This window comes from Luteimicrobium sp. DT211 (assembly GCF_049844995.1).
GTDB lineage: Bacteria > Actinomycetota > Actinomycetes > Actinomycetales > Cellulomonadaceae > Luteimicrobium.
In genome coordinates this window covers 1-19,852 of the sequence record NZ_JBNCMC010000013.1, presented here as the reverse complement: position 1 = coordinate 19,852, position 19,852 = coordinate 1, and the positions used below count along the sequence as shown (strand labels likewise).

The window sequence follows — 19,852 nt, the reverse complement described above, 5'->3', positions numbered from 1 at the left end:
TGCCCGCTGCGGGTCGGGTCAGGCGCGGTGGCGGCCTGTCCGGTGCCGTCCGCGTGCTCCGCTGCTCGCGGGGCGTCGGTGCGCACGCGGTCCGTCGCGGAGCTCGACCACGACGAGCACGGCCCCACCCGCCGCCAGCGCGCTCATGAACCAGGCGTCGCCCGTCATGCGGTGGCCGTCCTGCTCGTTCGTGTCCGGGTCGCCAGGGAGGTAGCGGAGCGTCACGACGTCGCCGACGGACGGCTCCCCGTCGTAGTCGGAGACCTCGTGCGCGCCCGGGAGGCCGGGGATGGCGACGTCGAGGTAGCGAGTGCTCGATCGTCCGGAGTGCTCGACGTGCACCCGGACCACGCGGGCCGGCGCGACGATGCCCCGCCGGTCGAGCTCGCGCTGGTCGTGGACGGTCGTGACGGTCATCACGGCGCACAGCACGACGACGAGGGCGAGGGTGACGAGGCGGGCGCGGTGTGCCCAGGTCGACCGCCCTGTCGACCGCCCGGCCGACCGCCTGAATCGCGTCACGGCGGCACCGTATGCGCGGACGCGCGACTTGACGATATGGAAAGTCGCGAGCATGCTTTCCAACATGGAAAACGCCTCGCCCGGCGCCACGCCGTCCGCCTCAAGCTCAGGCTCCGACGCCCACTCCGACGTCGCCCACTCCGATGTCGCCGGCGACGCTCGCGCCGCCCTCGACGCTCGCGCGGCCCTCGACGCTCGCGCGGCCCTCGACGCTCGCGCGGCCCTCGATGCGGTCGCCGAGTCGAAGGCGCTCGTGGCCGCGCAGATGCGGCGCGGACCCCGCTGGTACAACCCGGTGTACGGGGTCCTGTGCGGGTTGCTCGTCCTGTCGATCGGGCTGCCGCGCCCCTGGTTCATCGTGGGGGTGCTGGTCTCGGCGATCGGCCTCGGCCTGCTGGCGGGCACCTACCGTCGGCGGACCGGGATCGTCCTCGGCACCGGCAACCCCCGGCCGCGGGGCATCTACCCGTGGCTCATCGTCGTGCTCGGCGTGAGCGCCGGGGCGTCGTACCTCGACGGGCACCACGGCTTCCCGCTCGGCGTGCCGATCGTCGCCGTCGTCGCCGGCGTCGCGTGCTGGGTCCTCAGTCGCCGGTACGACGCCGCCCTGTTCGCCCTCCTGGAGGAGTCGGACGACGACGGGACTCGCGCATGACCGCCGCGCCCCGGTTCGACGAGGTCATCCACGCGCCCCAGCGCCTACGGATCGTCGCGATGCTCGCGTCTGTCGCGGGCCTCGACTTCGGGACCGTCCGCGACGCGCTCGACGTCTCCGACTCCGTCCTCTCCAAGCATCTCAAGGTCCTCGAGGACGCCGGCTACGTGAAGGTACAGAAGACCAAGCGGTCCGGCCGCACCTGGACCTCGGCGTCGCTGACCCGTGCCGGCAGGTCGGCGTACGAGGGTCATGTCGCGGCGCTCCGGGCGATCGTCGAGGTGCCCGCCGAGGTGACGAGCCAGCCTGTCGAGCCGTGACGCCCGGGACTGCGCCCGTGCGCTGATCTCCGACCGCACGTTGTCGCGCGCGCTCCGCGTCGGCTCCTGTGGCGTCCGGTCAGAACGGGGGGTCGTCGGCCGCGTCCGGCGGCGGGCTTGTCGGTCCGTCGCCCGCGTGCCCGGCCGGTGTTGGCCTGGCTGTCCCCTGCCCGGGCGGTGGTGTCCGCGTGCTCACGGCGCCGGGCGGGCGGCTCGGGTCGGTCGGGGTGGGCGGGACGTCGTAGGTGCGCCCGGTCGGGGAGGTCCAGGTGATCGTCCCGTCGCCGCGGGCGCGGGTCGACCACCCGCCGTGGGTCTTGGCGTTGTGGTGTGCCCGGCATACCGGGTGCAGGTTCGACGCACGGGTCTGCCCTCTCGTGTCTCGTGCCGGGTCGAACGGGTCGACGTGGTCCAAGTCGCACCGGGCCGCGGGCACGTGGCAGCCCGGGAACGTGCACACCGGGTCCCTGGTCCGCACCAGGTCTCCGAGCACCACGCCCGGGCGGTAGCCGGTGCGTGACACGTCGGTCGCGGCCCCGGTGACCGGGTCGGTCAGGATCCGGCGCCACGTCGCGTCACCACCCGCCGCGAGCACCCGGGCGATCGCCGCCGGGACCGGGCCGTACCCACCCAGTAGCGCCGGCGCGTCGTCCAGGCCCAGGAGCGTGGTGGCCGACACCGTCACGTTCACCACCGCACCCACCACACTGACCGGAGATCCGGCCGTCGCCGCAGGGCCGGTCGTCGCGGGGCCGGTCGTCGCAGGGCCGGTCGTCGCAGGGCCGGTCGTCGCAGGGCCGGTCGTCGCAGGGCCGGTCGTCGTCGAGGCCTCTCGGGTGGTCACGAGGTCGGTCAACGCGTCCGCGCGCAGCTGACCCACCGTGCGGGTCTCACCCGGCATGCGCACACCACGCCAGGCCGAGTCGTCCAGCCGGGCCCATACCCGGGCGGCGTCCGCAGCGGGCAGGAGCGCGGTCAACCAGGCCATCTGGTCCGGCGCGGGATCGAGCCACACCCCACGCTCCGCGGCCGCCTTCTCGGCCCTGCGCGCGGCACCACCCGGGTCCGCCTCGATCGCGGCCCGCCGCAACCGGTCCCGCAGCTGGCGGGGCGTGAGCCCCGACGCGGGTCCCGGGTCTTCCCGGGTGCCGACGAGCTCGGTCGCGACCCGGTCCCGCACCCCCACCGGGACGGTGCCACCCGTAAGGAGCGCGTCTGCGCGCGGGACGTCGATCCGGCCGTCGGCGAGCGCGTCAGCGACCGCGGGCACCTCCCCCAGACCCACCGCGCGCCCGACCAGGACCCCCGCCGTGTGCCGCGAGGACACCAACGCCGCCGTCAGCTCGTGCGTCACGCCCTCGACCGCGCGCGAGGAACCACCCGACCGCGCGACCAGCTCGTCCACGACCCGGGCCTGCGCCGCCACCGCCCACGACACCACGTGCTGCCAGGCGACCACCGCGTCGACCAGGACGTCATCGCTCGCCCCCGACAGGTCAGCACCCACCAAGCCGGCAGCCTTCGCGAGAACCGCCGCATCAAGCCCGCCCAAGCCCGCACCACCCAGGCTCACGACGGGACCAGCGTCGCCCCCAGCGTCGTCGCCCGGACGAGCAGCATCGTCTTCGTCACCGCCACCGTCCCCCGGGCGAGACCCGTGCAGGCCCCAGTCCACCCGACCGGCGTCGAGCACCCCCGCCACCAGACTCGCGAACCCGACCTCCAGCAGCGACACACCGCCCCGCACCTCATCGCCCACCAGGGCGCGCCCACGAGCCGCAGCGGCGCCGTCGTCGGCCACCCCGCCACCCTCGAACACATCCCCGGACTCGAACATGTGTTCGATTCTACCGGTTCGGCTCGTGCCCGCGCCACCCCTCAACCCGGCCTGTGGACCGCGAATTTTCCGCGCCCGCATCCGCCCCTCGGCCGCACGAGCGACGCAGTCCGCACGCCGTTCGACGAGCCCCCGACGAGCCGACCGGCACCATCGACGCGCCCAGCGGCACCATCGACGAACCCGAGGTCACCGTCGACGAACCCCGACCTCACCGCGGCGCCGACCCCGGCGCCGTCAGACCCCCAGCACGCGCTGAAGGGCCCCGTTCCGGAGCACGCCGTCGGGGTCGCGGCGCGCGACCAGCTCCCGCGCGTCGTCGAACCGGGGGTACCGCTCGGCCAGGGCGGCGGCGTCGAGCAGGTGGACCTTGCCCCAGTGCGGGCGCGCGCCGAACGGCGCGAGCGCCGCCTCGATCGCGGGGAGCGCCGCGAGGACGCGCGCCTGGTCGTTGCGCCACGTGAAGTGGATCGCGAGCGAGTCGCGCCCGTACGCCGGGCTCAGCCAGAGACGGTCGGCCGCGACGGTCCTCAGCTCGGTGATGACGAGCGCGTCCATGAACTCCGGAGCGACGGCCCGCACGGCGCGCAGCGCGTCCACGGCGTCCGCGCGGTCGACGAAGTACTCGGTCTGGATCTCGTCGCCCACGCTGGGTGTCGCGTCGAAGCGGAAGTGCGGGAGCCGCTCGTTCCACGCGCCCGGCGTCAGGTGGAGCGTCGTGTTGACCTCGTCGGTGGGGACGATGAGCGGCTGCGCGAGGCCGGAGGCGGGTACACCCAGGAGGTCGGGGACGTCGTCGTCCTCGAGGCCCTCGACGCCCGTGCGGCGCTTGACCCACACCTGCTCGACGGCGTCGTCCACCCAGTTCGTGAACCCGCTCACGCTGTAGCCGGCGCCGGTCACGGCGGGAAGGTCGGCCAGCAGCGCGTCCCACGGGAGGCCTCGGTAGGAGTCCTGGCGCACCAGGTACGTGGGCTCCACGGCGAGGGTCACCCGCACGACGACGCCCAGCGCGCCCAGGGCCACGACGCTCCCCTCCAGCTCGGGGTCGCCCGCGCGGAGGGTGCGCATCGCCCCGTCGGCACCCACGAGCTCGAGGCCCCGCACCGCCGTCGACAGCGAGCCGTTCGCGTCGCCCGACCCGTGGGTGCCCGTCGCGACCGCGCCGCCGACCGAGATGTGCGGGAGCGAGCCGAGGTTGTGCAGCGCCCAGCCGCGGCCCCCGAGCCAGCCTGCGAGCTCCCCGTACCGGGTCCCCGCGCCGACGGTCACCGTGCGGGCGGCCTCGTCGAGCACGGGCTCGGCGGGGATCGCCGTGACGGTCACGAGGGTCCCGTCGGTGTCGGGGAGGTCGTTGAACGAGTGTCGGGTGCCGAGCGGGCGGACGTGCTCGGCGTCCGCGACCGCACGCCGGACGTCCTCGATCGTGCGCGCCTCGACCAGCGTGGCCCCGGCGATGTCATGGTTGCCGGCCCAGTTCGCGATCTGCATGCCCCCATCCCACCACCCCTCTCGCCGACCACGGGCTCCGCGCCCGTCCGTCGGGACGGACGGACCCACAGCCCGTGGCCGCGGGGCGGTGGTCCCGTGGTCGGCAGAGCGCGGTCTGGTGGCGGCGGCTCAGCGCACGAGCTCGCCGCCCGCGAAGAACGCCGTGCGTTCCTCGTCTCCGAGGGCCGCTTCGACGCGCACCCGCATGTCGTCCGCCAGCGGAGGCAGCCGCGAGACGGCGCACCACCTCGCCTCGGTGTTCTCGCCGTCGGCGGGGTGGGGCTCGCCCGCGCGCCACTCGAGCCGGAACGCGAGGTCGACGAACTGGACCCGGTCGCCGTTGGGGTAGGCGGCCGGCTCGGTGACGTCGACGAGGGCGAGGCGCACCGGTGCTGCCTCGACGCCCGCCTCCTCCGCGACCTCCCGGACGGCCGCGTCGGCGGGGTGCTCGCCCGGGTCGACGATGCCCGTGACGGGCGTCCACGCGCCGTTGTCCGCGCGCCGCACCAGGAGCACCTCGGGGTCCGCCGCGGCGGCGTCCCGCATGACGACGGCCGTCACGCCCGTCAGCCACAGAGGGTCGTGCCCGATCTTCTCCCGCAGGGCCAGGACGAACTCCGGTGTCGACATCCCGCCAGCGTAGGAGGGGTACGGTCAGGCTGCGGCCCGCCCGGCGGTCGCGGCGGCGACCTCCTCCTCGATGAGCGCATGGTTGACCCCGGCACCGGCCATGGTGCCGGCCGCGATCGCGACGGGCACGTTCGCGTAAGCAGCCACGACGTTCCCGGCCGCCCACACGCGCGGCACGGTCGTGCGGCCGAGCATGTCGACGGGCACGGCGCCGGGGAGCGCGCCGCCGGGACCGGCGGCCCCGTCGGACCGCTCCGCACCCAGCCGCAGGAGCAGGTCGTCGCCCGACCGGGGCTCCGGGGCGGTGAAGACGGCGTCGGCGTCGACCGTGCGGCCGTCGTCGAGCACGAGTGCGGCGAGGTGCTCGCCGTCCGGCCCGGGCGCGCCCGTCGCGCGGACTGCCCGGTGCTGCTCGACGACGATCCCACGCGCCTCGAGCGCCGCCCGCTCCGCGCTGGTGGGCTCGGGCGCCTCGTGCACGACGTAGGTGAGGTGCTCCGACCACTGCCGGATCAGCTGCGCCTGCCCGACGCTCGCCGGCCCCGTCCCGAGGACGACGAGCCTCTGGTCGCGCACCTCGTACCCGTCGCAGTAGGGGCAGTGCGCGACGCCGCGCCCCCACCATTCGGCGAGCCCGTCGACGTCGGGCAGCACGTCCCGCAGGCCCGTCGCGACGACGAGGTGCCGGGCGCGGTGGCTCGCGCCGTCGGCCGCGGTCACGGTGACGGCGTCCTCGTCGGCGCGGGCGTCGACCACCTCCGCGGACCGGACGACGCCGCCGTAGGACGCGACCTCGTCCCGCCCGTCGGCGAGCAGCCGGGCGGGGGAGGTGCCGTCACGCCCGAGGACGCCGTGCATGTGCGCGGTGAACCGGTTGCGGGGCGCGCCGGCATCGAGGACGAGCACGCGGCGCCGCGCCCGCCCGAGCATGAGGGCGGCCGCGAGGCCTGCGACACCGCCGCCCACGACGACGGCGTCCCAGGTCTCGTGGTCGGCGGCCTGGTTCGGGGGAGCGGGGGTGGTGGTCATGGCTCCACGGTCGCCGCGGCCACGCTGATATGGCAAGGTGGCTTGCGATATCGGCAACAACGAGGGACGGCATGGCGACGGACGCATCGCACCGGCACGAGACCGAGGCCGAGGACGACGGCGAGCTGCGCGAGCTGCTCGACGGCGTCGGGCCGCGGTTGCGCGACCTGCGCCGTCGGCGGGGGATGACGTTGGCCCAGGTCGCTGAGGCGACCGGCGTCGGCGTGAGCACGTTGTCGCGGCTCGAGTCGGGCGGGCGGCGCCCGACCCTCGAGCTGCTCGTCCCGCTCGCACGCACCTACCGCGTCGCGCTCGACGACCTCGTCGGCGCGCCCCCGACCGGCGACCCTCGCGTGCGCCCCCGGCCCGTGCGCCGGCACGGCAGCATCTACCTGCCGCTGACCCCGCACGCCCAGGGCGTCCAGGCGTTCAAGTCGATCATCCCGGGTCGCGACCCCGACGCCCCCGTGAAGCTGGGCCGGCACGAGGGCTACGAGTGGTTCTACGTCCTGAGCGGGCGGGTCCGCCTCGACCTCGCCGACCGGAGCACCGTCCTCGAGCCCGGCGAGGCCGCCGAGTTCGACACGCGCACACCGCATGCCATCGTCAACGCCGGACGCGAGGTCGCGGAGGTGCTGCACCTCTTCGGCCCCCAGGGCGAGCAGGTGCACGTCCGAGAGGGTTGACGGCGTTCAAGACCACGCGAGCCCCGGGCCCCGCCGTCCGGCAGCCTCTCCCGAGGCTCACTTCCACGACCACCGCGATGGCGTGGCTCGTTCCGACGATAGACGCCGTAAGCGCGTTCGCGAGTCAGACGCCCGGCTCGCCCAGGTACGCGGCGACGGTCCGCGCGGCGGCGGCGAGCGCGGCGTCCTCGTCGACGCCGGACGCGGCGTGCGCGTGCCCCCACTCGCGCCCGGAGTGCCGGACGAACGCGACGCCGTCGGGCGACGCGAGCCAGGCGGTCGAGTCCTGCGCGGTCCCGGCGGACCGGGTCGCGAGGTAGCGCACGAGCCCGACGAGCGCGAGGTCCCATCCGATCCCGACGGCGCCGGGGCCGTAGGCGTCCCACTGCGGCGCGCGGGGGAGGAGGTGGGAGAGCGCGAGGCGGGTGTGGTCGTCGTCGCCGGACGGGGACTTCTCGCGTTCGAGCCCCACGGTCACCCAGGACGTCTCGTCGCCGAACTCCCACGTGATGCGGAACAGGTGCGGCGGCCGGCAGTCGAGGACGGTCCCGCTGGCGTTGCCTTCGAGCTGGTAGCGGCCGTCGTCGGCGAGGTCGCCGCTGACGGGGACGAACCACGAGCTGATCCGGTCGGCCTGCGTGACAGCGGGCCAGACGGCGTCGATGTCGTGGGGCAGCGTGATCGCGAGCACCACCTCGTCCCGGAGCGCGCCGTTCTCCTCGCGGACGTCCACGGTGCGGGCGACGGTGCCGAGCGGCCCGTCCGACGACGCAGGCTGCTCGGGTGCGGGGGCGTCGCTCATCGGGTCCTCCGGTGGTGCGCGGCGGGCGGGTCGTGACGGGCGGAACCCGTCACGCCCACCGTAGCGCCGGAGGCTCGGGGCCCGCGCTGGATCGGGGTGCGAAGCGGCCGGTCAGCGCCGACGCGCGGGTGCGCCGCCGAGCCGTTCGAGCCCTTCCCGCTCGACCCGCCGACGCCGCAGCACGCGGCGCAGCTCGAGCCCGCCCACGAGGACGACGGTCACCCCGACGACCGCGGCGGCCAGCACGGCTCCGTGGTCGCCGACGAAGTCCTTGCTCGCCTCCATCGGCCAGATCGCGACTGCCGCGACGGCGGCGAGCACGAGCCCGACGACGACCGTCCGGCCCACGACGCGCGGCCAGGCGGACGGTGCGGGCGCGAGGGCGTGCTGGACGGTGCGGACGTCGTCGGCGGTGCGGGTCTCCTCGGTCACGGGGTCCTCGAACGTGTACCGCGGCGCGTCGTCGGCGAGCGTCACGTCGACGTCGCAGCGCAGCCGCGACCCGGGGAGCGTGACCTTCGCGGTGCCGCGGTCGGGCGTGAGGCGACCGACCGCGGCCTTGGCGTCGTAGGCGCGCAGGTGCGCGACGAGGTCGACGGTGGCGTTCTTGAGCGTCGCCCTGCGGGCGGTCTGCTCGGGGCTGTACGTCGCGGTGCGGGTGCGGGACATCTCACTCCCTCGTGCGGGGTCCGGTGGTGGTCCGGGCCGGCGGGCCCGTCGCCGGCGACGGTGCCCGCCGGCGGCGGCGCCGTCACGCTAGGAAGGGAAGGTGCAGGTTCGCCGGGACGAACCTTGGTGCGCGCTGTCAGTGCAGGTCATGATGGGTGCGTGCCCGATCGTCGGGCGGCCGGAGGGGGAGCGATGCGGGTCTGGTTGGCGTCCTGGCGGGGGTGGCCGGCGGCGGTCCTCGTGCTCGCCGTGGGCTGCCTGGTGGCGGCGGGCAACTGGTGGACCATCTGGCGCGCGTACGACGACGCCGCCGGCACCGCGGCCGCGGCGGACCACGCCGGCCACCGGAGCCTCGTGTACGTGACGTGGGCGGTCGCCGCGGTCGTGGTCGCGGTCGTGCTGCGGCGCGCCCGACCCTTCCCCGCCCGGCTCGACCCGCCCCCGCCCGCGGGCGCACGATGAGCCCAGCGCACCGCTGACCGTCCCACCGCTGAGGAGCACCCTGACGATGACGTCCGTTCCCGCCCAGCCCACTACCCCGCGCCCGGCGCTCGCCCACCCTGACGTGATCGGGCGGCTCACGCTCGAGCAGAAGGCGTCGCTCGTGTCGGGCGCGGACTTCTGGCACACGCAAGGCGTGCCCGACGCCGGGATCCCGTCCGTCATGGTGACCGACGGCCCGCACGGGCTGCGCAAGGCCGGCGGTGAGGACGCGATCGGGATCGGCAGCTCGAACCCCGCAACCTGCTTCCCGCCCGCGGTGGCGCTCGCGTCGTCGTGGGACCCCGACGCCGTCCGCCGCGTGGGCGCCGCGATCGCCGACGAGGCGCGCGCCGAGCAGGTGGCGGTCGTCCTCGGTCCGGGCATCAACATCAAGCGCAGCCCGCTGTGCGGGCGCAACTTCGAGTACGCGTCGGAGGACCCGTTCGTCGCGGGCGCGTTCGGCGCGGCGATGGTCGAGGGGATCCAGTCGCGCGGCGTCGGGAGCTCGCTCAAGCATTTCGCGGCCAACAACCAGGAGACGGACCGCCTGCGCGTGAGCGCCGACGTCGACGAGCGCACCCTCCGCGAGATCTACCTGCCTGCCTTCGAGCACGTGGTCACCACGCAGCAGCCGACCACCGTCATGTGCTCGTACAACAAGATCAACGGCACCTACTCGAGCCAGAACCCGTGGCTCCTCACCGACCTCCTGCGCGGCGAGTGGGGCTTCGAGGGGCTCGTCGTCTCCGACTGGGGCGCGGTGTCCGACCCCGTCGCCGCGGTGGCCGCGGGGCTGGACCTGGAGATGCCGCCCTCGGGCGGGGAGCCCGTGATCGTCGCGGCCGTGCGCGAGGGGCGCCTCGACGAGGCCGTCCTCGACGTCGCGGTCGACCGGCTGCTGACGCTGCTGGACAGGACCGGCCCCGCCCTGGCAGCCCAGGACCCCGCGCTCGACGACGCCGCCTACGCCGCCCACCACGCCCTCGCCCGGGAGGTCGCGGCGTCGTGCGCGGTGCTCCTCGAGAACGACGGCACGCTCCCGCTCGACCCGTCGGGGACCGAGCGGATCGGCGTCGTCGGCGCGTTCGCGAGCGAGCCGCGCTACCAGGGCGCGGGCTCCTCGCAGGTCGTCCCCACGCGCCTCGACGACGCGCTGACCGCGATCCGCGCCACGGCCGGCGAGGCTCGCGTCGACCACGCGCCCGGCTTCCGGCTCGACGGCACGCCCGACCCGGCGCTCGCGGACGAGGCCGTCGCGGTCGCCCGGGACGCGGACGTCGTCCTCGCGTTCCTCGGCCTGCCGGGCGCGGCGGAGTCCGAGGGCTACGACCGCACCACGATGAGCCTCCCGGACGACCAGCTCGCGCTCCTCGAGCAGCTCGTCGGCGTGAACGACAAGGTCGTGGTGGTCCTGTCGAACGGCTCGGCCGTCACCGTGACCGAGTGGCGCGACGGCACGGCCGCGATCCTCGAGGGCTGGCTCCTCGGCCAGGCGGGCGGCTCCGCGACCGCGGACCTCCTGTTCGGCCTCGCCTCGCCCGGCGGGCGCCTCACCGAGGCGATCCCGCACCACCTCGAGGACACGCCGTCGTACCTGAACTTCCCCGGCGGCGACGGCCACGTCCTCTACGGCGAGGGCGTGCACGTGGGCTACCGCTACTACGACACCCTCCACGTCCCCGTGGCCTACCCGTTCGGCCACGGCCTCACGTACACGACGTTCGCGTACGGCGAGCCGACCGCCGTCCCCGCCCCGGACCGCGGCCCGAACTCCTGGGACGTCCACGTCACGGTCACCAACACCGGTGAGCGCGCCGGTTCCGAGGTGGTCCAGGTGTACGTGCACGACGCCGCAGCCCGGGTCCCGCGTCCGGCCCACGAGCTGCGGGGGTTCCGCAAGGTGTCGTTGGAACCCGGTGCCTCGGACGACGCCGTGATCCCCCTCGACGCCCGCGCGTTCGCCTTCTGGTCCGTCCGCGACCACCGCTGGGAGGTCGAGGCGGGGGAGTTCGTCATCGAGGTGGGCGCGTCGTCCCGCGACGTCCGCGGCCGCGTGACCGTCACGTCCGAGGGCGACGGCGCGCCGCACCACCTCGACGCGACCTCGACGATCGGCGAGTGGCTCACCGACCCCGTCGGCGCGCAGGTGCTGGGTGCGGCGCTCGCGGCGGCCGGCGAGGCCGCGGGCCCGCTCGCCGCTGCCTCCGACCCCGGCGCCGACGCCGGCTGGGCGGAGATGGTCCGCCAGATGCCCATCGGCAAGGTCGTGAGCTTCACCGACGCGGTGACCCGCGACCAGGTCGAGCAGCTCGTCGCGGCCTACGAGGCGGCGTCGGCGGGTCGCTGACGACCTCCCTTCGCTCGCTGCCGCCCGGGAGTCAGGCCGCCGCGGCTGCGCGCAGGACCTGGTCGCCGCGGTCGTCGGCGAGGGCGGCCAACGGTGTGTCGCCGTCGAGCTCGTCGAGCGGGGCGCGGAACCACGCGCGGGCGGCCTCTTCGTCGCGCGTGGCCGAGAGCTCCTTCCACGTCGAGTACGCGATGCGCAGCCGCATCTCGCTCTCGTGGGCGGGGCGGGGGCCCGAGTCGGCGGCCCACTCGACCGCCTCGCCGGTCCGGGTCGACCCGGCGAGCATCGCGACGGCGGCGGGGCCGAGGACGGTGTCGAGGGCGGCGGTGAGGTCGTGGATGTCCATCGGGCCAGTGTGCCGCCTCCCCGCCCGGGCGGGGAGGCGGCACGCACCCCCGGATGGAGGGCTCGTGCGACGTGGGACCGCCTCGAGTCAGGCGGTGGCCGCCGCCGCCTCCGCGCCGCGCACGCCCGCGGGCTGCCACACCCGCAGCCCGAGGCCCACGACGACGGCCGCCACGAGGACGATCGCCGCGTCGAGCGCGAGCACGAGGTGGACGCCGCGCTCCAGGCTCGGGGCGGTGGTGGCGAGGACCCCGAGGAGCGGGATGCCGACGGTGATCCCGACCTGCTGCGTGGTGGTGACGAGGCCTGTGACGAGGCCCTGCTGGTGGTCGGCCACACCCGAGGTAGCGGTCACGCCGTAGGAGATGATCGCGCCGAGGTGGCAGGCGGACGCGACCGAGACGCCGGCGACGGCCAGCCAGACGGACCCGCTACCGGTGCCGAGCGTGAGCAGACCCGCCACGAACAGCCCCTGCCCGACCAGCGCGCCGACGAGCGTGCGTGGTGCGCCGAACCGTCCGACGAAGCGCGGCGCGACGACGCCCGCAGCCACGGACAGCACGCCCTGCACGCCGAACACGAGGCCCGTCCGGAACGCGTCGAGCCCGAGCACGTCCTGCAGGTACAGGGTCAGGACGAACACGACCGTGCTCATCATGGAGAACGTCACGAGCCCTCCGAGGTTCCCCCAGGCGACGGTGCGCCGCCGCAGCAGCGGCAGCGACACGAGCGGCTGGCGGGTGCGCGACTCGACGACGACGAACGCGACGAGCAGCGCGGCGCCCACCCCGAGCGCGACGAGCACGTCGGGGTGGCCGAAGCCGTGCGCCGCCGCCGTCGACAGCGCGTAGATGACGGCGAGCAGGCCGCCGGTCACCGTGACGGCGCCGGGGACGTCGAGGCGCGGACGGTTCGGGCCCTCGTGCCGGGACTCGTGCAGGAACAGCCGTGCGAGCGGCAGGACGACCACCGTGGCGACGGCGAGGATCGCCATCGTCGAGCGCCACCCGAGGGTGTCGGTGAGGACGCCGCCCAGGACCATGCCGACGGTGAAGCCGAGGGAGAGCAGCGTGCCGGCGACGCCCAGCGCACGTGCCCGGCGGGGGCCCTCCTCGAAGGTCGTGGTGAGCAGCGCCATCGCGGTGGGGACGATCGCGGCGGCGCCGACGCCCTGCAGCGCCCGTCCGACGAGGAACACGGTGGGCGTCGGGGCGAGGGTCGCGACGAGCGACGCGGCGCCGAAGAGGGCGAGCCCGCCGAGGAAGAGCCGCCGGCGGCCGAACAGGTCGCCGGTCCGGCCGAGGAGCAGGAGGAAGCCGCCGGAGGGGAGAGCGAACGCGGTGATCGCCCACTGGAGGGTGGACGGCGACATCGCCAGGTCGGTGCCGATGGTCGGCAGCGCGACGTTGAGGATCGAGAAGTCGAGGGCGACCATGAACTGCGCCGCGCACAGGACGACGAGGACGAGGAGCTCGCGCCGGGCGAAGCGGGTCGGGTCGGGCCGCGTCGGGTCCGGGCGGGGCGACGGGCCGGCCGTGCGGGCCTCGTCGGTGGTGAGGGTCTCGGTTGCCATGCTCCGAGCCTCGGGCTCCGCCGACATCCGTGGGGAGCCTCCGCTTATGCTGGTGGCCGCACCACCAGGCAGTCGCACCACGAGGGGGAGCAGGCATGGCCGAGCTGGTCGAGGTACGTCCCGTACCGAGCGCGTCGGGGCCCGGGGCCCCTGCGGCGCGGCGCGCCGAGCTGCGGGACTTCCTGCGCACGCGTCGTGCCCGTGTGAGCCCTGCCGACGTCGGGCTGCCCGACGCCGGGCGCCGACGCACCCCCGGTCTGCGGCGCGAGGAGGTCGCGGTGCTCGCGGGCGTCGGGGCGTCCTGGTACCAGTGGCTCGAGCAGGGCCGGGACATCCAGGTCTCGCCGCAGGTGCTCGACGCGGTGGCGCGCGTCCTGTTGCTCTCGAGTGCGGAGCGCCGGCACCTGTACGCGCTCGCGGGACTGAACCCGCCGGCGGCGGAGGTCGACGGCGACGCCCGCGGCGTCGGCGAGGGGCTCATGCGGCTGCTCGACTCGTGGCTTCCGTACCCCGCGCACGTCATGGACCGGTACTGGAACTGCGTGATGTACAACGAGGCGTCGGCCGTGGTGCTCGGCATGCGCCCGGACACGCCCCAGAACTGCCTCGTCACGTTCTTCACGGACGACCTGTACCGCGGGCGGGCGCGGAACTGGGAGGTGAACGCGGACGCCGTCGTCGCGCAGTTCCGGGCGGCGTGCACGGCGAACCCCGGGGACGACGGCTTCGCCGCGGTCGTGGAGCAGCTGAGCGCGGTCAGCCCGGAGTTCGTCGAGCGCTGGGGCCGGCACGACGTCGCCTCGCCGGGCTTCCTCGCGAAGGAGCTCGAGCACCCGGTGCTCGGCACCCTCTACATCGAGGCGACGCAGCTCCAGGTTCCGGCGCGGCCGGACCTGTCGCTCGTGCTCCACAACCCGGTGCCCGGCACGGGCACGCAGGAGAAGCTCGAGCGGCTCCTGTCGCCCGACGCGCGGCGCGAGGCCCTCGCCGCCTGTCTCTGACGGCGGCGCTCAGGCGCGCCGCAGCCGCGTGTCGAGCAGGAAGCCCCGCTTGCCCCCGACCGACACGTCGCGCGAGTGCTTGATGTGCGCGTACACAACCGTGATCCGGGTGCCCTTCCTGACGGCCTTCACGTGCTTGTAGCCCGTCGACGGGCCGGTGCGCATCCACGTGTCGTGGGTGACCACGTACGTGACCTTGGTGGTGCCGGACGACCCGACCTTCGTGGGCGAGACGTACGCGGCGCTGGCCCAGCCCTTCGTCGACCCGACGGTGACGGGCACGAAGTTGTTCGTCTTCTTGCCCGGCTTGGAGATCATCTTTGTGTTGCGCGAGACGGTCTTGAGGACGCGGTACCCGGTGGACGGGCCCGAGCGGATGTTGAGCCGGCTGGCCGTCACGTAGTAGGTGCAGCTCGTCGGCGTCCTCACGCCCTGGTCGAAGATCCGGGCCCGCGCGATGCTCACCCCGTGCGCCCCCAGCCAGGTGCTCGGGTTGATGTGGGTCTTGCCGTACCCGCCCTTCCAGACCTCGAGGTGCAGGTTGGGGCTCGTGGCCGGGCCGGACGAGCCGACGAGCGCGATCCTCTGCCCGGCCTTGACCTTCTTCCCCGCGCGCACGTACTGCGTCGCCTTGGCCATGTGCACGTAGACGACGTCGTACCGGACGCCGCCCACCGAGCTCTTGACCATGACGTAGCCCGCGTTGCCGTTCTTCGGGTTGACGGCGTGGGTGACCGTCCCGCCCACGACGGCGTAGATGGGGGCCTTGTTCTGCGCCTCCAGGTCGATCGCGGGGTGCCACGCGCTCGCGTTCGCGACGGGCAGGCACCGGGGTCCGTACATCGACGACGTGTAGAACGTCTCGGCCTTGAGCGGGGACCGGAACGTCGTGGCGGCCTGCGCCGCACCGCCCGGGCCGAGGAGCGCGGGCCCGACGAGCACGGGGGCCGCAGCGGCCAGCGCGACCACGAGGAGGGCGGCAAGGAGGGTGGTCGCCCTGCGGACCGGGCGTCGTCGTCGGTCGGTCATGGCGTCCACGGTGCGCCCGACGCGCGGGCCCCGCATCTCCACCGGGCGGCCCGCCCCCGAGCGGGCCACCGAATCTCGGGGGGTGATCCAGGTGCTCCCGGGCTTCACACGGGCACAGCGACGTCACAGACTGGTCGGGTGCCCCGGATCTCCTCGTGGATCACCCACCGCTGGACGGCATGGGCCGTGATCGGCTTCTGGATCGTCGTCCTCGCGGCGCTCGGCCCGCTCGCCGGCAAGCTGTCCGACGTCCAGTCGAACGACGCCAAGACCTGGTTGCCGTCCGCGGCCGAGTCGACGCAGGTCCTCGACGTCACCGCCCGGTTCACCGACCCGAACACCCTCCCGGCGGTCATCGTCTACGTGCGCGCCGACGGCGGCGCGCTCGCGCCGACGGACCTCGCCGCCGTGGCCAGGGACGCGCAGACGTTCGAGCAGCGCGACGACCTCGGCGGCGAGGTCGTGGGCCCGATCCCGTCGAAGGACCGTGAGGCCGCGCAGGTCGTCGTCCCGCTGGACCTCGGCCCGGACGGCTGGAACAAGGCGCCCGACGCCGTGGCGGAGCTGCGTCAGGTCGCCGACGACGGCCCGCCGGGACTGACGGCCTACGTCGCCGGCCCGGCCGGTCAGGCGGCGGACTCCGCGAAGGCGTTCGAGGGGATCGAGTCGACGCTGCTCTTCGCGGCGGCGGGCGTGGTGATCGTGATCCTGCTCCTCACGTACCGCAGCCCCATCCTGTGGCTGCTCCCCGTGCTGTCGGCGGGGGTCGCGCTCACGGTCTCGCAGGCGGTGATCTACCTGCTCGCGGACAACGCGGGACTCACGGTCAACGCGCAGTCCGCCGGCATCCTCACGGTCCTGGTCTTCGGGGCGGGGACGGACTACGCCCTCCTCCTGGTCGCGCGCTACCGGGAGGAGCTCCGCCGTCACAGCGACCGTCGCGACGCCATGGGCCGCGCCCTGCACCGCGCGTCGCCGGCGATCGTGGCCTCGGGTGCGACCGTGGCGCTCGGGATGCTGTGCCTCCTGGTCGCGCAGATGAGCTCGACGAGCGGGCTGGGGCCGGTCGCGGCGATCGGCATCGTCGTCGCGCTGCTCGTCATGCTCACGCTGCTCCCGGCGATCCTCGTCGTGTGCGGGCGGTGGGTGTTCTGGCCGCGCGTCCCGCACGAGGGCCAGGCGGAACCGACCGAGACGGGCGTCTGGGCGCACGTCGGACGGCGCATCGCGCGTGGCCCTCGCCGCACCTGGGCGGTGACGTCGGCGCTGCTCGCCGTCGCCTGCCTCGGGGTGACCCAGCTCGACGCGACCGGGCTGTCGACCGCGGAGTCGTTCCGCGGCACGCAGGCGTCGGTCGAGGGCCAGGAGGTGCTGCAGCAGCACTTCCCGGGGGGCTCGGGCCAGCCCGTCGTGGTGATCGCGGACGCGACCGGCGCGGACGCCGACGCCACGGTGGCGGCCGTCCGCACCGCGTTCGCGGGCACCGACGGCATCGACGCGTCGAGCGTGACGAGACCCGTGGTCAAGGGCGGCGTGGCGTACCTGGAGGGCACGCTCACCTCGGCCCCCGACTCCCAGGCTGCGTACGACACGATCGACCGGGTGCGCGACGCCGTGCACGCGGTGCCGGACGCCGACGCGAAGGTCGGCGGGACGACGGCGGTGAACGTGGACGTGCTGCACGCGTCCTGGCAGGACACCCAGCGGATCATCCCGCTGATCCTGCTCGTCGTCTTCGTGATCCTCGGGCTGCTGCTGCGGGCGATCACGGCGCCGATCATCCTCATCGGCACGGTCGTGCTCTCGTTCGGGGCCGCGCTGGGCATCAGCGCCCTGTTCTTCAAGCACGTCTTCGGGTATGCGGGCGCGGACCCGTCGCTCCCGCTGTTCGTGTTCGTCTTCCTCGTCGCGCTCGGGATCGACTACAACATCTTCCTCATGACGCGCGTGCGCGAGGAGGCCGCGCGGCTCGGCACCCGGCGCGGCGCGCTCGTCGGGCTCGCAGCCACCGGGGGCGTGATCACGTCCGCGGGGCTGGTCCTCGCGGGAACCTTCGCGACCCTCGGCACGCTCCCGCTCGTGGCGTTCGCGGAGATCGGCTTCGCGGTCGCGTTCGGCGTCCTGCTCGACACGCTGATCGTCCGGTCGGTGCTGGTCACGGCCCTGAACCTCGACGTCGGGCGGGCCATGTGGTGGCCCAGCCGGCTGTCTCGCGAGGAGCGCAGATCGGGGGCCCCTGAGTCTGTCGTGTGAAGTTACCGGGTGGTACGTTCGCGAAGGTCCGCATCGCCGCGAGCCGAGGGAGACCCCCGTGAGCAGTACGCGCAGGATCGTCAGCACGTTCGTCGCCGGGGCCGTCGGTCTCGGTCTCACCGTCAGCGCCGGCGTCCTGCCGGCCGCCGCGCACGGCGGCGGCGGGCACCCGGGTGGGGGGCCGTCGTCGGGCAGCACGCAGCAGCTCGCGCCGCGAACTCACTTCACCATGGCGCCCGACGGGTCGAGCGGCCTCACCCAGGGCGGCGAGGGCATCCCCAACATCGACTCGGTGAAGAAGACGATCGCCGCCTACTACGGCGACCCGGGCACGGGCATCGCCGACAAGGCGACGTCGCCGTACATCGGCGAGATGGACGCGATCGTCGCGAAGGAGCTGCGGCAGCTGCCGAAGATCCTGGCCGACGCGCGCCGCCACCACGAGAAGCCCGCGATCGTCCTCGACGCCGACGACACGACCCTGTGGACGTACGACATGGAGGTCGGGGACATGAAGTTCGTCTTCACCCCGGCCGAGCAGGACGTGTGGGTCCAGGGCCAGAAGTTCCCGGCGACGCCGTCGATGGTGCGGTTCGTCAACACGGCGCAGGCGATGGGCTTCACGATCTTCGGGCTGACGGGCCGCAACGACGACCAGAAGGCCGCGACCGTCGCGAACCTGCAGAAGGTGGGCTACCGGGGCTTCACACCCGCGAACTTCTACACCAAGTGGACCGGGAAGGGCGCCTCGCAGCAGCCGTCGTACATCACGTGCCGGGCGGCGTCGTGCACGACGGTCGAGTACAAGGCCCTCACGCGCAAGCACATCGAGGACCTCGGGTACACGATCACGCTCAACGTGGGCGACCAGTGGTCCGACCTGCAGGGCGGCTACGCCGACCGCACCCTCAAGCTGCCGAACCCGACCTACTACCTGCCGTCCGCGGACCTGCCGGGCAGGCACGAGCCGCGGCTCGCGCCGCGCACGCGCTTCACGATGAAGCCGGACGGGTCGAGCGGGCTCACCCAGGGCGGCGAGGGCATCCCCAACATCGACGCCGTGAAGAAGACGATCGCCACGTACTACGGCGACCCGGGCACGGGCCTCGCCAGCACGACGTCGTCCCCGTACCTCACGGAGATGAAGCGCCTGACGCAGCGGCTCGCCCCGCAGGTCGCCGCACAGTGCGCCGTCGGCAGGCTGCTGCACCGGAACCCGGCGATCGTGCTCGACGCGGACGACACGACGCTGTGGACGTACGACATGGAGGTCGGGGACATGAAGTTCGTCTTCGACCCGGCCGAGCAGGACGTGTGGGTCCAGGCCGAGAAGTTCGCCGCGACGCCCGGCATGGTCTCGCTCGTCGCGACGGCGCAGCGGGCGGGCTGCACGATCGTCGGGCTCACAGGCCGCAACGACGACCAGAAGGCCGCCACCCTCGGCAACCTGCAGGCCGTCGGCTACCAGGGCTTCACAGCAGCGAACTACTACACCAAGTGGACCGGGGTCGGGGCGTCGCAGCAGCCGTCGTACGTGACGTGCGCGGCGGCCAGGTGCACGACGATCGAGTACAAGTCGCAGACCCGTGCCCACGTGGAGTCCGCGGCGGGCGGCGGCTACGACGTCGTGGCCAACTTCGGGGACCAGTACTCCGACCTGATCGGCGGCCACGCCGACCGCGCGATCAAGCTGCCCAACCCGACGTACTACCTGCCCTGAGGGTGGGCGCCGTCGCGGGGCCGCGGGCCGAGCGCCCGGGCCTCGCGACGGCCCGCACGACGGCGTCATCCGGCGGCCGCGAGACGCTCGCCCCGTCTGGACTCCCGGTGTGGTCGAGCCGGCCCCGGGAGGGTGCTACGCTAGTCATCCCCCCGGAAGAGAGGGACGGACGAGCCGGCTCGGAAGAGCGGCGAGGCTGTCCACCACGGGAGGGCAACCCTTCACCAAGAGTTCCAGGGCATTTTGCGTGCCTCGGTGCTACGTGGAGGACGGATCTTCTTCGGATCCCGCCCAGCAGATCGAAATCCAGCGGATTTGATCGCGACGGCGAGATGCGCATAAGATTCAGGAGTCGCCACGGAGAAGGTCGAAAGGCCGGAACGGGGTGAGCGTCCGTTTCTTGAGAACTCAACAGTGTGCTTGATAGTCAATGCCAATTTTTAACCCTCGATGGGTTGCT

18 protein-coding genes are annotated in these 19,852 nt (G+C 74.0%); 8 read left to right on the top strand and 10 right to left on the bottom strand.

Annotation, left to right across the window (positions count from 1 at the left end; all coding sequences use genetic code 11):
- Positions 1-18: 18 nt before the first annotated feature.
- Positions 19-522: a hypothetical protein gene (locus ACLQ14_RS18315; RefSeq protein ID WP_425815683.1), complete on the bottom strand. Its 504-nt coding sequence runs from the start codon at positions 520-522 to the stop codon at positions 19-21.
- A 64-nt stretch (positions 523-586) separates the two neighbouring features.
- Between ACLQ14_RS18315 and ACLQ14_RS18310 the strand changes: the two genes are divergently transcribed.
- The gene (locus ACLQ14_RS18310; protein WP_425815681.1) at positions 587-1,177 is read left to right on the top strand and encodes a hypothetical protein; all 591 of its coding nucleotides are present in this window, start codon (positions 587-589) and stop codon (positions 1,175-1,177) included.
- Positions 1,174-1,497 carry a transcriptional regulator gene (locus ACLQ14_RS18305; protein WP_425815679.1) on the top strand — a complete coding sequence of 108 codons (324 nt, stop codon included), beginning with the start codon at positions 1,174-1,176 and terminating at the stop codon, positions 1,495-1,497. The genes ACLQ14_RS18310 and ACLQ14_RS18305 overlap by 4 nt, the downstream gene beginning before the upstream one ends.
- A 79-nt stretch (positions 1,498-1,576) precedes the next feature.
- Here ACLQ14_RS18305 and ACLQ14_RS18300 read toward each other — a convergent pair whose 3' ends face one another.
- The 4 genes from ACLQ14_RS18300 to ACLQ14_RS18285 form a co-directional block, all read right to left on the bottom strand.
- The gene (locus ACLQ14_RS18300; RefSeq protein WP_425815783.1) at positions 1,577-3,004 is read right to left on the bottom strand and encodes a DUF222 domain-containing protein; all 1,428 of its coding nucleotides are present in this window, start codon (positions 3,002-3,004) and stop codon (positions 1,577-1,579) included.
- Positions 3,005-3,571: 567 nt separating this feature from the next.
- Entirely contained in the window at positions 3,572-4,825 is a 1,254-nt protein-coding gene (locus ACLQ14_RS18295) for a D-arabinono-1,4-lactone oxidase (protein ID WP_425815677.1), read from the bottom strand.
- Positions 4,826-4,954: 129 nt separating this feature from the next.
- On the bottom strand, positions 4,955-5,455 hold the full coding sequence (locus ACLQ14_RS18290; protein WP_425815675.1) for an NUDIX hydrolase: 501 nt from the start codon (positions 5,453-5,455) through the stop codon (positions 4,955-4,957).
- A gap of 24 nt (positions 5,456-5,479) precedes the next feature.
- Positions 5,480-6,484 carry an NAD(P)/FAD-dependent oxidoreductase gene (locus ACLQ14_RS18285; protein ID WP_425815673.1) on the bottom strand — a complete coding sequence of 335 codons (1,005 nt, stop codon included), beginning with the start codon at positions 6,482-6,484 and terminating at the stop codon, positions 5,480-5,482.
- Between the two features lie 71 nt (positions 6,485-6,555).
- Here ACLQ14_RS18285 and ACLQ14_RS18280 point away from each other — a divergent pair, with 71 nt between their 5' ends.
- Positions 6,556-7,170: an XRE family transcriptional regulator gene (locus tag ACLQ14_RS18280; RefSeq protein WP_425815671.1), complete on the top strand. Its 615-nt coding sequence runs from the start codon at positions 6,556-6,558 to the stop codon at positions 7,168-7,170.
- Between the two features lie 124 nt (positions 7,171-7,294).
- Here ACLQ14_RS18280 and ACLQ14_RS18275 read toward each other — a convergent pair whose 3' ends face one another.
- Positions 7,295-7,972: an SRPBCC domain-containing protein gene (locus tag ACLQ14_RS18275; protein ID WP_425815669.1), complete on the bottom strand. Its 678-nt coding sequence runs from the start codon at positions 7,970-7,972 to the stop codon at positions 7,295-7,297.
- A 111-nt stretch (positions 7,973-8,083) separates the two neighbouring features.
- On the bottom strand, positions 8,084-8,641 hold the full coding sequence (locus tag ACLQ14_RS18270) for a hypothetical protein (protein ID WP_425815667.1): 558 nt from the start codon (positions 8,639-8,641) through the stop codon (positions 8,084-8,086).
- Positions 8,642-8,833: 192 nt separating this feature from the next.
- On the opposite strand from ACLQ14_RS18270, the gene ACLQ14_RS18265 reads away from it, so the two are divergent.
- Together ACLQ14_RS18265 and ACLQ14_RS18260 are read left to right on the top strand one after the other, a co-directional pair.
- Positions 8,834-9,103: a hypothetical protein gene (locus ACLQ14_RS18265; protein ID WP_425815665.1), complete on the top strand. Its 270-nt coding sequence runs from the start codon at positions 8,834-8,836 to the stop codon at positions 9,101-9,103.
- Positions 9,104-9,149: 46 nt separating this feature from the next.
- Positions 9,150-11,471 (top strand): glycoside hydrolase family 3 C-terminal domain-containing protein, encoded by a 2,322-nt coding sequence (locus ACLQ14_RS18260; protein ID WP_425815663.1) that lies wholly within the window; start codon positions 9,150-9,152, stop codon positions 11,469-11,471.
- Between the two features lie 31 nt (positions 11,472-11,502).
- Here the strand turns inward: ACLQ14_RS18260 and ACLQ14_RS18255 are convergent, their stop codons facing one another.
- Positions 11,503-11,817 (bottom strand): hypothetical protein, encoded by a 315-nt coding sequence (locus ACLQ14_RS18255; protein WP_425815661.1) that lies wholly within the window; start codon positions 11,815-11,817, stop codon positions 11,503-11,505.
- Between the two features lie 87 nt (positions 11,818-11,904).
- On the bottom strand, positions 11,905-13,389 hold the full coding sequence (locus ACLQ14_RS18250; protein WP_425815659.1) for an MFS transporter: 1,485 nt from the start codon (positions 13,387-13,389) through the stop codon (positions 11,905-11,907).
- Positions 13,390-13,484: 95 nt separating this feature from the next.
- On the opposite strand from ACLQ14_RS18250, the gene ACLQ14_RS18245 reads away from it, so the two are divergent.
- Positions 13,485-14,390 carry a helix-turn-helix transcriptional regulator gene (locus ACLQ14_RS18245; protein WP_425815657.1) on the top strand — a complete coding sequence of 302 codons (906 nt, stop codon included), beginning with the start codon at positions 13,485-13,487 and terminating at the stop codon, positions 14,388-14,390.
- A gap of 9 nt (positions 14,391-14,399) precedes the next feature.
- Here ACLQ14_RS18245 and ACLQ14_RS18240 read toward each other — a convergent pair whose 3' ends face one another.
- On the bottom strand, positions 14,400-15,419 hold the full coding sequence (locus tag ACLQ14_RS18240) for a peptidoglycan DD-metalloendopeptidase family protein (protein ID WP_425815655.1): 1,020 nt from the start codon (positions 15,417-15,419) through the stop codon (positions 14,400-14,402).
- A 138-nt stretch (positions 15,420-15,557) separates the two neighbouring features.
- On the opposite strand from ACLQ14_RS18240, the gene ACLQ14_RS18235 reads away from it, so the two are divergent.
- Both ACLQ14_RS18235 and ACLQ14_RS18230 read left to right on the top strand, forming a co-directional pair.
- Positions 15,558-17,672: an MMPL family transporter gene (locus ACLQ14_RS18235; RefSeq protein WP_425815653.1), complete on the top strand. Its 2,115-nt coding sequence runs from the start codon at positions 15,558-15,560 to the stop codon at positions 17,670-17,672.
- 58 nt (positions 17,673-17,730) lie between these two features.
- The gene (locus ACLQ14_RS18230; protein ID WP_425815651.1) at positions 17,731-19,392 is read left to right on the top strand and encodes an HAD family acid phosphatase; all 1,662 of its coding nucleotides are present in this window, start codon (positions 17,731-17,733) and stop codon (positions 19,390-19,392) included.
- Positions 19,393-19,852: the final 460 nt, after the last annotated feature.

Excerpts from the sequence above, each read along its gene's own strand:
- ACLQ14_RS18310 (WP_425815681.1), top strand. The coding sequence starts at position 587 with ATGGAAAACGCCTCGCCCGGCGCCACGCCGTCCGCCTCAAGCTCAGGC.
- ACLQ14_RS18305 (WP_425815679.1), top strand. The coding sequence starts at position 1,174 with ATGACCGCCGCGCCCCGGTTCGACGAGGTCATCCACGCGCCCCAGCGC.
- ACLQ14_RS18295 (WP_425815677.1), bottom strand. The coding sequence starts at position 4,825 with ATGCAGATCGCGAACTGGGCCGGCAACCATGACATCGCCGGGGCCACG.
- ACLQ14_RS18290 (WP_425815675.1), bottom strand. The coding sequence starts at position 5,455 with ATGTCGACACCGGAGTTCGTCCTGGCCCTGCGGGAGAAGATCGGGCAC.
- ACLQ14_RS18285 (WP_425815673.1), bottom strand. The coding sequence starts at position 6,484 with ATGACCACCACCCCCGCTCCCCCGAACCAGGCCGCCGACCACGAGACC.
- ACLQ14_RS18280 (WP_425815671.1), top strand. The coding sequence starts at position 6,556 with ATGGCGACGGACGCATCGCACCGGCACGAGACCGAGGCCGAGGACGAC.
- ACLQ14_RS18275 (WP_425815669.1), bottom strand. The coding sequence starts at position 7,972 with ATGAGCGACGCCCCCGCACCCGAGCAGCCTGCGTCGTCGGACGGGCCG.
- ACLQ14_RS18270 (WP_425815667.1), bottom strand. The coding sequence starts at position 8,641 with ATGTCCCGCACCCGCACCGCGACGTACAGCCCCGAGCAGACCGCCCGC.
- ACLQ14_RS18265 (WP_425815665.1), top strand. The coding sequence starts at position 8,834 with ATGCGGGTCTGGTTGGCGTCCTGGCGGGGGTGGCCGGCGGCGGTCCTC.
- ACLQ14_RS18260 (WP_425815663.1), top strand. The coding sequence starts at position 9,150 with ATGACGTCCGTTCCCGCCCAGCCCACTACCCCGCGCCCGGCGCTCGCC.
- ACLQ14_RS18255 (WP_425815661.1), bottom strand. The coding sequence starts at position 11,817 with ATGGACATCCACGACCTCACCGCCGCCCTCGACACCGTCCTCGGCCCC.
- ACLQ14_RS18250 (WP_425815659.1), bottom strand. The coding sequence starts at position 13,389 with ATGGCAACCGAGACCCTCACCACCGACGAGGCCCGCACGGCCGGCCCG.
- ACLQ14_RS18245 (WP_425815657.1), top strand. The coding sequence starts at position 13,485 with ATGGCCGAGCTGGTCGAGGTACGTCCCGTACCGAGCGCGTCGGGGCCC.
- ACLQ14_RS18240 (WP_425815655.1), bottom strand. The coding sequence starts at position 15,419 with ATGACCGACCGACGACGACGCCCGGTCCGCAGGGCGACCACCCTCCTT.